The organism is Flavobacterium sp. ST-158, assembly GCF_058309975.1.
Window position 1 is genome coordinate 243,882 of sequence record NZ_JBZEEN010000002.1, and the last position, 12,295, is coordinate 256,176.

General features: G+C 32.6%; 11 protein-coding genes. All 11 read right to left on the reverse strand.

What is annotated here, in order from left to right; genetic code table 11:
- Position 1 precedes the first annotated feature (1 nt).
- The 11 genes from AC4FRF_RS05540 to AC4FRF_RS05590 all read right to left on the reverse strand — a co-directional run bounded on the left by AC4FRF_RS05540 (position 2) and on the right by AC4FRF_RS05590 (position 12,279).
- Positions 2-2,443 carry a DNA translocase FtsK gene (locus AC4FRF_RS05540; RefSeq protein WP_491158492.1) on the reverse strand — a complete coding sequence of 814 codons (2,442 nt, stop codon included), beginning with the start codon at positions 2,441-2,443 and terminating at the stop codon, positions 2-4.
- 21 nt (positions 2,444-2,464) lie between these two features.
- Positions 2,465-2,839: a diacylglycerol kinase family protein gene (locus tag AC4FRF_RS05545; RefSeq protein WP_491158493.1), complete on the reverse strand. Its 375-nt coding sequence runs from the start codon at positions 2,837-2,839 to the stop codon at positions 2,465-2,467.
- 10 nt (positions 2,840-2,849) lie between these two features.
- Entirely contained in the window at positions 2,850-3,347 is a 498-nt protein-coding gene (tpx, locus tag AC4FRF_RS05550) for a thiol peroxidase (RefSeq protein WP_491158494.1), read from the reverse strand.
- Between the two features lie 182 nt (positions 3,348-3,529).
- On the reverse strand, positions 3,530-3,787 hold the full coding sequence (locus AC4FRF_RS05555) for a DUF6952 family protein (protein ID WP_161644780.1): 258 nt from the start codon (positions 3,785-3,787) through the stop codon (positions 3,530-3,532).
- Between the two features lie 92 nt (positions 3,788-3,879).
- On the reverse strand, positions 3,880-4,188 hold the full coding sequence (locus AC4FRF_RS05560) for a thioredoxin family protein (RefSeq protein WP_491158495.1): 309 nt from the start codon (positions 4,186-4,188) through the stop codon (positions 3,880-3,882).
- 153 nt (positions 4,189-4,341) lie between these two features.
- On the reverse strand, positions 4,342-4,980 hold the full coding sequence (locus AC4FRF_RS05565) for a peroxiredoxin (RefSeq protein ID WP_491158496.1): 639 nt from the start codon (positions 4,978-4,980) through the stop codon (positions 4,342-4,344).
- A gap of 133 nt (positions 4,981-5,113) precedes the next feature.
- Complete coding sequence (locus tag AC4FRF_RS05570) at positions 5,114-6,712, reverse strand: glycoside hydrolase family 3 protein (RefSeq protein ID WP_491158497.1); 1,599 nt, start codon at positions 6,710-6,712, stop codon at positions 5,114-5,116.
- 89 nt (positions 6,713-6,801) lie between these two features.
- A complete protein-coding gene (locus AC4FRF_RS05575; RefSeq protein WP_491158498.1) occupies positions 6,802-8,061 on the reverse strand; it encodes an MFS transporter in 1,260 nt (419 codons plus the stop codon).
- Positions 8,045-9,610, reverse strand: a complete 1,566-nt coding sequence (locus tag AC4FRF_RS05580) for a glycoside hydrolase family 10-like protein (RefSeq protein ID WP_491158499.1) — start codon at positions 9,608-9,610, stop codon at positions 8,045-8,047. Before AC4FRF_RS05580 ends, AC4FRF_RS05575 begins: the two co-directional genes overlap by 17 nt.
- Positions 9,611-9,752: 142 nt before the next feature.
- Entirely contained in the window at positions 9,753-11,024 is a 1,272-nt protein-coding gene (locus AC4FRF_RS05585; protein WP_491158500.1) for an acyltransferase family protein, read from the reverse strand.
- A gap of 46 nt (positions 11,025-11,070) precedes the next feature.
- The gene (locus AC4FRF_RS05590) at positions 11,071-12,279 is read right to left on the reverse strand and encodes an anhydro-N-acetylmuramic acid kinase (protein ID WP_491158501.1); all 1,209 of its coding nucleotides are present in this window, start codon (positions 12,277-12,279) and stop codon (positions 11,071-11,073) included.
- Positions 12,280-12,295 lie beyond the last annotated feature (16 nt).

Below are 12,295 nucleotides of genomic sequence, written 5' to 3' on the forward strand. Positions count from 1 at the left end.
GTTAGTTGTTTTCTTCATTATTAAAAAATTGATCAAGTGCATGCATGTCTGGAATATTTACACTACGAGCTTTACTTCCTTCAAAAGGACCTACTATGCCGGCAGCTTCTAATTGATCAATTAATCGACCAGCTCTATTATAACCTAATTTTAGTTTTCGCTGCAATAAAGAGGCCGATCCTTGTTGTGCGTTGACTATAATTTCTGCCGCTTCCCTGAACAATGTATCTCTTTCAGAGATATCCATATCAAGATTGATGCCATTTTCTTCTCCCACGTATTCTGGAAGGAGGTAAGCGGTAGCATAGGCTTTTTGTGAACCAATAAAATCTGTAATTTTTTCTACTTCTGGAGTATCGATAAAAGCACATTGAACACGAACTACATCGTTTCCATTTGTGTATAATAAATCTCCTCGTCCAATTAGCTGATCTGCTCCTTGAGTGTCTAGGATAGTTCTGGAATCAATTTTAGATGTTACTCTAAAAGCAATTCGGGCAGGGAAATTGGCTTTAATTAAACCAGTAATTACGTTTACCGAAGGTCTTTGTGTTGCAATAATCAAGTGAATACCAATAGCACGAGCTAATTGAGCCAAACGAGCAATAGGAACTTCAACTTCTTTACCAGCTGTCATAATCAAGTCGGCAAACTCATCGACTACTAAAATGATGTAAGGTAAAAAGCGGTGTCCGTTTTCTGGATTTAATTTTCTGGATTTGAATTTTTCGTTGTATTCTTTAATGTTTCTAACCATCGCATCTTTCAATAAAGAATAACGGTTGTCCATTTCTACACAAAGCGAATTTAAAGTATTGACCACTTTGGCGTTATCGGTAATGATAGCATCTTCCACATCAGGAAGTTTGGCTAAATAATGTCTTTCAATCTTATTGAAAAGCGTAAGTTCTACTTTTTTAGGGTCAACCAAAACAAATTTTACTTCGGCTGGATGTTTTTTGTACAAAAGCGAAGTTAAAACGGCATTTAAACCAACAGATTTTCCTTGTCCTGTAGCTCCTGCCATTAAAAGGTGAGGCATTTTGGCTAAATCAACCACAAAAGTTTCGTTAGAAATGGTTTTTCCTAATGCTATAGGTAATTCCATTTCTGCTTCTTGAAATTTGGTAGAACCTATAACTGATTTCATCGAAACCATAGTAGGATTCTTGTTAGGAACCTCGATACCAATAGTTCCTTTTCCAGGGATAGGAGCAATGATACGAATTCCAAGTGCCGAAAGAGACAAGGCAATATCGTCTTCTAAGCTTTTAATTTTAGAGATTCGAATTCCAGCTTCTGGTACAATTTCGTATAAGGTTACCGAAGGTCCTACAGTAGCTTTAATTTGCGCAATTTCAATTTTATAATTGCGAAGCGTATCTACAATTCGGTTTTTGTTTTCTTCTAATTCTTCTTGATTGATGGTAATTCCGCCTGTTGAATATTCTTTTAATAGATCAATTGTTGGGAATTTATAATTGGATAAATCCAAAGTAGGGTCAAATAATCCAAAGTCTGATACCAATCGAGCAGCTAGATTTTCTTCAACAACTTCTTCTTCTGCAGCTGTTTCAATTACAAAATCGTCATTGATTGCTGCTACAACAGGAGCTGCTTTTTCAACAGAAAGTGGTTTTGAAATGGGGTCTAAATTAATTTCAGAAGCATGACTAATAGTAGGTTTAAGTGCTTCTTTGTTGATTTCAAATTGAGAAGCTTTTGGCTGAGGAACTACTTTTAATTCAGGCTCTTCGTCTTCTGATATGGCAAATTCTTCAAGGTTATAAGCACTTTCATTTTTAGGAGTAGTCTCGTTGTTTTCAGCAGGAATGATTTCTTTTTTGCTGCTTTCAAAAAAAGCTTGAATCTTTTCAGGAGATAATCTCATTTTGAAAATAACATAAACAATCAATCCGAAGATTAACAACAAAAGCGTACCTGTTTTTCCAATATAATCTTGTAGAAATAAATTAAGTTCATAGCCAATTGTTCCGCCTAATTCTGGTAATGAAGTGGCAAAGAAGCCAAATAAAACCGATAAATTAATCATGACAAACAAATCCCAAAACCAGATGTTTTTTAATTTTTGGTTAGAAATACCAAGTATTAAAAAGATTCCGGTTAAGAATAACAAACGAACAAATAAGAAAGAAGCCAAACCGAAGCCTTTGTAAACTATTAAATTGGCTAAGAAAGCGCCAAACTTTCCTAGCCAATTTTTTACTGTTTCAGTTCTGTTTGTTAATTCCAGTACAGCACTTTGATCTTCTTGTCCATATATATAGAAAGAAACAAAAGCAACTAATAAAGCAATAGAAAATAAGATGAGTAGACAGCCTAAAATTGTTTTATGCTGTTTAGATATTTTCCATGATTTAAAAACTTTAGTTTTTGAATTGTTTTTCGGGTCTAAAGTCTCTTTTTTTGTTGTTTTTGCCATTCTATAAATGTAACTAATCCTCTAAATAAAGTGAGGTACGTATATGATTAAACCAATTATTATTGCTGTAATTGCTGCAAAAAAAACAGCTCCGGCAGCAATATCTTTTATAAAACCAATTCTTTCGTGGTAATCTGGATGAATAAAATCGGCTACTTTTTCTATTGCAGTATTTAACCCCTCAATACTTAATACTAAACCTATTGCTAAAGTTTGAAAAAGCCATTCAGTTTGTGAAATTCCTATAATAAATCCAGCTACTGTTAATAGAACTCCTAGGGATGTTTGCACCATCACACTATGTTCTGTAGTAATAAGTTTAATAGCGCCTTTTAAAGCAAAGCCTACACTTTTAAACCTTCCAGTTACAAAGGTTTCGTCTTTTTGAAATGCCATCAAATAAAGATTAAAGTACTGCTAATGCAGCTTCATAATTTGGTTCGTTTGCAATTTCGCTTACTTGTTCAGTGTGTAAAATAGTACCATCTGCATCTGCAACAATTAACGCTCTTGAATGTAAACCTTTTAAAGGACCGTCTACAATTTCTAATCCGTTTGCTTTACCAAAGCTTCCTTCTTGAAAATCAGATAAATTTTCTACATTTTCAATTCCTTCTGCACCACAAAAACGTTTTTGAGCAAATGGTAAATCTCTTGAAATACATAAAACAGCAGTGTTTTCTAATTGAGCAGCAGCCTCATTGAATTTTCTAACAGATGTAGCACAAGTTCCTGTATCAATACTTGGGAAAATATTTAGAACTAATTTCTTTCCACTAAAATCGCTTAAAGAAGCAATAGAAAGATCGTTTTTTACTAATTTAAAATCGGCAAGTTTTGAACCTACTTTTGGTAATTCTCCTGCAGTGTTTATTGGATTTCCTCCTAATGTAATTGAAGCCATAATTAAATTTTTTAATGAGGTTCAAAAGTATGAAAATTATTTAAGAATTAGGATTTCTGATTTAAGATTTTAAATCAAAAAGGAATGATTGTAACGCAATGAATAATTGAGAAATAAGAGTAAATGCAAAAAAATGCAACTGTTGGAGATGCATTTTAGAGATACTTTTAGGTAGAAAAGTATTATTTGTCTATAGAACCTAATACTCTTTTCATAAAAGTATTCAAGGCTTCTTTTTTGTCAGTTCCGTTTTGAACAAGTTTATGTACTTCAAGAGCACCGTACATATTCGAAATTAATTCGCCTATAACATCTAGTTCTTCATCTTTAAGAGAAGAAATCTCAGTCATTGCTTCCAATACTTCGATAGTTTCAATGATGTAATCTTGATCGTTTTCTTCGATGAACTGAGTAAGTTGTTTTATTACAGGTAGTTTCATTTTTTTAGGTGTGTATTTGGTTATTTGTTGATGTGTTTATTTGAAGGACAATCGTTAATTCAAAACAATTACCAAATTAACAAATAACCTAATTAGACAATTTCGTTTACTAAATCAATGAGTACTTCCTGTTTGTTGGTTTGTGTTTCGTTTACCAATTTTCCGTTTACAAACGTTGCAAAAGTTGGTAAGTTACTTACATTAGCCAGTTTTCTTGATTCTGGATTGTTTTCCGCATCAACTAAAACAAAGGTCATTGCTTCGTTCTCATTAGCTAATTTTTTAAATTTTGGTTTCATAATACGGCAGTTACCACACCATGATGCCGAAAATTGAACCACTACTTTTTCGTTTTCAGCCACTAAATTGGCTAAAGTATCTTCGTTTAATTCTATTAACATTTTTCTTTGAGTTTCTAAGTCGCTAAGGTTCTAAGTTTTTGATCTTAGAACCTTGTGACTTGTTATTAAAGATTTAATTTTAAAATTTCTATTCTATTCTGGTTTAAATCTTAGAGACTTAGGAACTCAGAACCTTAGAAACCTTATAAAAAACTAGTTAGCGCTCAAGTAAGCAGCAGTACTGTTTCTATCAGCTGACATTGCTTCTTTTCCCTCTTCCCAGTTAGCTGGACAAACTTCACCTTTTGTTTGTACGTGTGTATAAGCATCTACTAAACGTAAATATTCGTTTACGTTACGACCTAATGGCATATCGTTTACGCTTTCGTGGAAAATTTTTCCAGTTTCGTCAATTAAATAAGTAGCTCTGTAAGTTACGTTAGAACCTTCTACTAAATAAGTATCAGCATCTTCATTGTATACACCAGCTTCAGCATCTAAAATTCCTAAAGCAGCAGATAAATTTCTTGTAGTATCTGCTAGAAGTGGGTAAGTTACACCTTCAATTCCACCGTTATTTTTTGCAGTGTTTAACCAAGCAAAGTGTACTTCGTTAGTATCGCAAGAAGCTCCAATTACAATTGTGTTTCTTTTTTCAAATTCAGGTAAAGCAGCTTGAAAAGCGTGTAATTCTGTTGGACAAACAAAAGTAAAATCTTTTGGGTACCAAAATAAAAGTACTTTTTTTTTGTTGTTTACTGCTTCTTCAAAGATGTTGATTTTTAAGTTATCACCCATTTCAGAAATGGCGTCTACCGCAATACTTGGGAATTTTTTTCCTACTAATGACATATTATTTGTTTTAAAGTTATTATTTGTTGCCGCAAAAATAAGTTATATAAAAGGTTTATGGTAATAGTAGTTGATTATTAATATTTATTTAATAATAATTTTTGGTTATGATAAACAAAAAAGCTGTTTTAAATTACTGAATATCAATTGTAACGGGTAGTTTGCCACTACATCCGTAATTTAATAAAAATTGTTGTGCGGCATTGATTTGAAATTCGCTGAAATCCTGATAAACCTGAATGACTCTCGAAGCCTTATTTAAATTAGGGATTAGCGGTAATGCATAAGGATTTCCAAAAACGTAGATTAGACATTTTTTGTTTTCCAATAGTTTTTCTAGCAAATCAAAAATGGCATCGTCAATTTCAAATTTGTGTAGTGGTTTTGCCTTTGGAACAAACAAAGAAATTAGTATATAATCAAAAGCAGCCATTTTTTTTTCGAAAGCTACCAAGTCAAAATCATCAACAGATTCAATGGCAAATTGCGGGCAATTCCATTCAGTATTAATCGTTTTTAAAAAATCATTTTCAACCGATTTGTATAAAGAGAGTTGGGCTACTTTTTGCTCTTGATTAGCTTTTTTTAGACTTTCAAAATCGATGTTGTCAATTACTTTGGTAATACTGTTTTTAGCAATTTGCGAATTAAGATTTGCTGCTTGCTCAAAATTTAAAGTGGAGCTATTTGATACAGCAGTATTGAATAAGCCTACTTTTTCTTTGCATTGCCAAATTCTGTTAAAGCTTTCATTAATACGTTCTTCCGAAGCATTTTCTAAAATAGCTTGAATACCTTCGGGAATATTTTCGGCAAAACACAACACATCATTTCCAGCATTGAAAGCTTCCCATTCCAGTTGGCCTTTCACATCGTATAATTTAGAAACACTATGCATGTTCAACGCATCAGAAATAACCAAACCATCATAGCCTAATTGCTCTCTTAGTAGTTTCTGAATAATATTTTGAGACAAGGTTGCCGAAGTGTTTTTTCCTTCGTTTAAAGCAGGAACTGCCAAATGTCCTATCATAATTGAATCGACATTATTTTCGATTCCTTTGATAAATGGACGCAATTCGTTGCTTAATAATTGTTCTAAGTTTTCATCTAAAATAGGCAGTCCTAAGTGCGAATCGACATTGGTATTTCCATGTCCTGGAAAATGTTTTAGACAACCTAAAACCTTCTCGTCAGCCATTCCACGTAAATATTCTATGGAGAAATTGGCAACCTTTTCTTTGTTTTCACCAAAAGAACGATAACCTATAACGGGATTATTTGGATTATTATTGATATCAGCCAAAGGAGCCAAATTGTATAAAATTCCAGCTGATTTTAAATCGGATGCAATTTGTTTTCCTACTTCATACACTAATTCTTTTTTGTCATCAGGCAAAGCTCCAAGTGTAATGGCATACGGATATTGTGGAGTTTTTTCGATGCGCATGGCTAATCCCCATTCAGCATCAATACTCATTAATAATGGAGTAGGTGCACATTTTTGATAACGTTCGACTAATTCTTTTAGACGAATGTAACTATCGTCATTGAAAGTGACTTTTTTCTTGCTCTCAAAATTGGTGGCAGCACTGGCACGACTGTGGAAAAAAGTCAAACCGCCAATATTGTATTTTTTTATTAATTCTTCGGTTGCTTGAATGTTTTCTTCTGTATCATTTATAAAAACAGCAGGGAAAAAGAATTGTCCTATTTTTTGTTCGAGTGTCATATTTTTTTAATTAAACAATAATGTTTTTTGTAACTAAAAGATTGAAAGATTGTTTTAAACGATAGATTATATAAATTATAAATTTCCATTTAATCCGTTTTTTTCCCAAAGTCTTTTGGAAATTCTAAGAATCTTGATAAAATCAATCCTGGAATGGTTGCTATTAACACCCATATAAAGAAATTTCCATAACCCAAATATTCCTGAATGTATCCGCTCAACATTCCTGGAAGCATCATTCCTAATGCCATAAATCCTGTGGCAATAGCATAATGTGCTGTTTTCGATTCGCCTTCGGCAACATAAATTAAATACATCATAAAGGCTGCAAAACCAAATCCATAGCCAAATTGTTCTAAAATAACGACTATATAAATATAATAGATAGAAGTAGGATGAAAATGTCCCAATAGTATAAAACCAATAATAGGCAGGTGCATGGTTAAAATCATAGGAAGCATCCATTTGCCTAATCCTTGTTTAGAGATGGCAATTCCGCCCAGAATTCCCCCAATAGTAAGCGCTATTAATCCAAAAGTTCCGTATATAATTCCAATGTCTTCAGTAGCTAATCCCATTCCTCCAACTTCTGTTTTATCAACTAAAAAAGGAGTAAGCATTTTTAATAATTGTGATTCTCCAAGACGAAATAGCAGGATGAAGGCCAGTGCTAATCCGATTTGTTTTTTCTTAAAAAAACTAGCGAAAACGGTAGCGAAATTTTTGTTTTCTTTCCCAGCTGCTGTAATAGGTAATTCGGCTTTTGGAGTGGCAAAATAGTTGTAAATGGTCAAAAAAGACATGATTAGTCCAACAAAAATCATAGTATAAGACCAAGCTTTTTGATTGTCGCCATATTGCTTTTCTAAATAACCGGCTAATAAAATAATTAGTCCGTTTCCAGTAAGCATAGAAGCTCTATAAAAAGTGCTTCGAATTCCTAAAAAGAAAGATTGTTGATCTTTAGTCAATGCTAATAAATAGAAGCCATCGCTAGCTACATCATTAGAAGCAGAAGCAAAAGCGGCTACCCAAAATAGAGCCAAGCTCAATATGAAAAATTGGCTTGTAGGAATGATGAATCCCACAATTAAAAAAGCAATAGAAATGAATAATTGCATCGTTAAAAACCATTTTCGTTTGGTGCTATGTAAATCAATAAATGGACTCCATAATGGTTTGATAACCCAAGGCAAGTATAATAAACTGGTGTATAAACCAATATCTTCGTTACTAATGCCAAGATTTTTATACATTAAAACGGAAACCGAAATGATAATAACGTATGGAAATCCCGAAGCAAAATTTAATAAAGGAATCCAATACCAAGGTTTATTTTCTGTTTTCATCTGCGGTGGTGTTTTGGTTGTTAGCTTTTAATAAGGTGGCTTGGCTTTCGTTACCAAAATAATCCACAAAGGTTACAGCACAATTGTTGTGTCTTTCTAAGTATAGTTTAGGAATGCTAATGGCAATAGTGTCTTTGGTTTCTTGAATAGCAACTTTGTCAATTATCTGACTTGGATTATTAATGTCTATTAAATTTTTATTGGTAGCACCGTAAATCATTACATAACGAATTTTGCTTTGCGTTGGAAAATCTAAGGTTACAACAGTAGTAGCTGTTTGATTATTAATGTTGGTTACACATGGTATGTCCAAAACTTCTCTTTTAGCATTAGGAACTACATACGGCAAAGCTGGATATTGATATTGATTGTCTTTAAGCAATTGTGTTACGGCTTTGTTCTTGTTTACAAACCATTTGGCACTAAAAAATGCATTTCCGTTAATGTTGTTATAAGTACGCGTTAAATCAATTTGATTTGGAATCTCATTTGGATTAAACCATTTTTTATCTGAATCGGCATTGATTTTATAGCTTCCGTTTCCAATGTAAAGTGCGGTATTTTTATTAGTGTTTTCTGACCACCATTTGCTCAATTTAGCATAAGAAGCAGTTTTGTGATCAATACTCCAATACAATTGTGGCAATAGATAATCAATATAATTTCCTTCCATCCAGGCCATTGGGTCGGCATACAAATCATCATAGTTGGTTTGTCCTGCCTGAGTGTCTGAACCTTTTGGATCAACCGATTTATTTCTCCAAACTCCAAACGGACTAATTCCAAATTGTACCCAAGGTTTTAACTTTTTAATTGATGTATAGGTGTTTTTTAGATAAGTATTTACGTTATCGCGTCGCCAGTCTTCGCGATTCATTCCTTTACCGTATTTTTTATAAGAAGCAGTATCGTTAAATTCTTCGCCTTTTATGCGGTATGGATAAAAATAATCGTCAAAATGTACCGCATCTATATCGTATTTAGTAACTACTTCGTTTACCACATTAATCAAATGTTCCTGAACTTCTGGAAGTGCCGGATTGTAATAGTATTTACCGCCATATTTTATCATCCAATCTGGATGCTGGATGACATCGTGATTCTTACTTAATTCAGAGATATTTAAATCCATTGTAGCACGATACGGATTAAACCAGGCATGAAATTCAAAGCCACGATTGTGAGCTTCGGTAATCATCCAATCCAAAGGGTCATAAAAAGGATAGGGAGCCAGTCCTTGTTTCCCCGTTAAATATTTAGACCAAGGAGCTAAATTACTTGGATACATAGCGTCTCCTGCACAGCGAATTTGTACAATAATCACATTGTAATTTAGTTTTTTATAAGTATCTAAAATTTCAATAAAATCGGCTTTTTGTTTGGCAACAGAGTCGGTATTTTTTACAGGCCAATCAATATTGGCAACGGTTGCAATCCAAACGGCTCTGAATTCATTTTTAGGATTTTGAGATTTTAGTTGTGCATTTGCATTAAAAAATGAAAACAGAAACAAGGGAAGCAATAATAAAATGAAATTTTTTGGGTTCATTGATTGGAGTGTTTTTATAGAAATTAAAATTAGTTTTTTATAAAATAGTATTAATTAAAAATTCGATCATTTTGGTCGCAATTTCTTTGCCAAATTACTATTATTGATTGTGAAAAGTAAATATGGGCAGCTTCTTTTTGAATTAAACTTTAAAAATCATTTTTTTAGTATAAAACCACCATAGAATTAAAGACCATAAAACACTATATATTAAGGCAAATGCTAATGAAGCGTTCATGGGATTACTAAAATGAGGGACAATATAAAATTCATATAAAAAACTTTTTACATCAATTTGCTCAGAAGGAATACTTGGATTTTGAATGTTGATTGCAGTTAAAACCCGTGGAATAATTCCTGATAAGAAAAATACAATCATCGGGTTTACTCCCCAAATTAAAAATAATGGAGTCCACTTTTTATAGTTTGCACAATCTATTACAAAATATAACAGAGTTAAGCATATTGTTGCTAAACCTGCTGTATATAGCACATAAGAACTAGTCCAAAGAGATTTGTTTATAGGAAAGATAAAGTTCCATAGCAATCCTGCAAATACCAATACAATCCCTACGATTACGGTTTTCTTTACGATTTGAATTTTTGGAATAGGCAAGTTTAATAATTGTCCAATAAACATTCCAAAAATTCCCGTTGTGATGGCAGGTAATGTACTCAATATACCTTCCGGATCCCATGTTTTTGAAACACTCCATAAATGTCCTTTTAGGACTAAATTATCTAACCAAGCAGCCAGATTGGTATTTTTTTCAAAATTAGCTGGACCAAATTCTGGTACAGGAACAAAGGCCATTAGCATCCAATAAATAAATATAATAGAAGCAGCAACAACTAATTGCGTTTTTAAATTTGATTTTAAATACAATATAGAAATTAAAAAATAGACAATAGCAATACGTTGTAAAACTCCGGGAAGTCTTACTTCTTGAAATCCTTTTATTGGGCTGTATGCAAGAAGAATTAGGATTACAAAAATTACAAAAACAAGATAGGTTTTAGTTTTTAAACTAAAGTTGCCTAGAAGCGCATAAGCAACTCCTAAAGTAATAATTAATCGGAATGTTAATAATGAGAATCCTTCTAAACCAAGTAATTGGATGTTACTGAAATAGTTTAAAAATAAACCCAAACAAAATATGCGTAAGGAACGCACAACAATTTTATTGAAAACAACAAAGTCCAATTGTTTTGTAGGTATAGCAAATGGAATTGCAGTACCCATAATAAAAATAAAGAAAGGAAATACCAAATCAGTAGGAGTACAGCCATGCCATTGTGCATGTTCCAAAGGGCTGTAAATAGAATTCCAACTTCCTGGATTATTTACAATTGTCATAAATAACATGGTAAAACCCCTGAATACATCGAGAGAAATTAAACGTTCTTTTTTCATTGCTATTTTAGTTTTAGCGGTTCTTTTTATAGTAAAATTGTATATTTTAATTTGGTAATGAAATTTTTCCCATTGTTACAGATGGTATTTTTGAGTTTAATCCAAAATTAAATGTTCCACCTGCTATTGTCTCATTGGCTAAAACAGCAAATAAAACAGCTTCTTTGGCATCAGTTGAAATTCCTAAATCATCACTTTTATAAAACGGGCATGGCAATAGTTCTTTCAACCATTGCACTAATAAGGGATTTTTAGTTCCTCCTCCAGACATATAAATATGGAAGTTTTCTATTGAATCAGCTGTTTTATCGGCTAGGCATTTAATTGCTTCTGCAATAGTTTCAGCTGTAAAACGAGTTAATGTAGCTAATAAATCGGCACAGGAAATATTTTTAATTCCACTTTTTTCCAGTGCATTATTTACATAATTAGCATCAAAGAGTTCTTGACCAATTGTTTTAGGGAATTCTTTTTTGAAAAAGAAGTTGTCTTTCAAATTGTCTAAGAGTACTTGATTCACAGTTCCTTTTTGGGCTATTTCAGCATCTTTGTCAAAACTTTTTTCGGGAAAATAATGTTTTACAAAGCGATCAATTAAGGTATTTCCTGTTCCGGTATCGCTTACAAAAGTTTCCTCAGGATTTAAAGATGCTGGTAAATAGGTGAAGTTTGCAATTCCGCCTATATTGAGCATAATTCGGTTTTCATTTTTTTTACCAAATAAAAAATAATCTCCATAAACTGCTAATGGAGCACCTTCGCCACCAGCAGCAATATGTTTTTGTCTAAAATCGGATATAGTGATGATGCCGGTTTTTACCGCAATATGATCTCCATCACCAATTTGTAATGTTCCATTAGGGTATTGCTCTTGTTTGTGTAAAAATTTAGGGCTATGTAAAACGGTTTGACCATGAGAAGCAATCAAATCAATTGCATCCTTGGAAATATTCCATTTTTTAAGACAATTATTTATCATTTGAGCATGTAAAATTCCAATCCATTCATTGAGTAAAACTAAATGCTGAAACAGGATAGTCTTTTGAGCAAAAACTTTACGAACTTCATTTTTTGTATCTTCACTATAATCGATAGTTTCAAATTCAATTATTTTTACTTGAGTAGCTTCTCCTGAACCAGTTATTTCGCATAGTACAATATCGAGTCCATCTAATGATGTACCAGACATCAGCCCAATTATTTTTCGAGTTTCTTTTTGAGCTATTTGATAAAGTCTACTTATGTTTTTGTTCATAAAAATTATATTTATA

Bases quoted from the DNA above. Each gene is read 5' to 3' on its own strand.
- AC4FRF_RS05560 (WP_491158495.1), bottom strand. From the start codon at position 4,188: ATGTTAATAGAATTAAACGAAGATACTTTAGCCAATTTAGTGGCTGAA.
- AC4FRF_RS05575 (WP_491158498.1), bottom strand. From the start codon at position 8,061: ATGAAAACAGAAAATAAACCTTGGTATTGGATTCCTTTATTAAATTTT.
- AC4FRF_RS05585 (WP_491158500.1), bottom strand. From the start codon at position 11,024: ATGAAAAAAGAACGTTTAATTTCTCTCGATGTATTCAGGGGTTTTACC.
- AC4FRF_RS05570 (WP_491158497.1), bottom strand. From the start codon at position 6,712: ATGACACTCGAACAAAAAATAGGACAATTCTTTTTCCCTGCTGTTTTT.
- tpx (WP_491158494.1), bottom strand. From the start codon at position 3,347: ATGGCTTCAATTACATTAGGAGGAAATCCAATAAACACTGCAGGAGAA.
- AC4FRF_RS05565 (WP_491158496.1), bottom strand. From the start codon at position 4,980: ATGTCATTAGTAGGAAAAAAATTCCCAAGTATTGCGGTAGACGCCATT.
- AC4FRF_RS05555 (WP_161644780.1), bottom strand. From the start codon at position 3,787: ATGAAACTACCTGTAATAAAACAACTTACTCAGTTCATCGAAGAAAAC.
- AC4FRF_RS05545 (WP_491158493.1), bottom strand. From the start codon at position 2,839: ATGGCATTTCAAAAAGACGAAACCTTTGTAACTGGAAGGTTTAAAAGT.
- AC4FRF_RS05540 (WP_491158492.1), bottom strand. From the start codon at position 2,443: ATGGCAAAAACAACAAAAAAAGAGACTTTAGACCCGAAAAACAATTCA.
- AC4FRF_RS05590 (WP_491158501.1), bottom strand. From the start codon at position 12,279: ATGAACAAAAACATAAGTAGACTTTATCAAATAGCTCAAAAAGAAACT.
- AC4FRF_RS05580 (WP_491158499.1), bottom strand. From the start codon at position 9,610: ATGAACCCAAAAAATTTCATTTTATTATTGCTTCCCTTGTTTCTGTTT.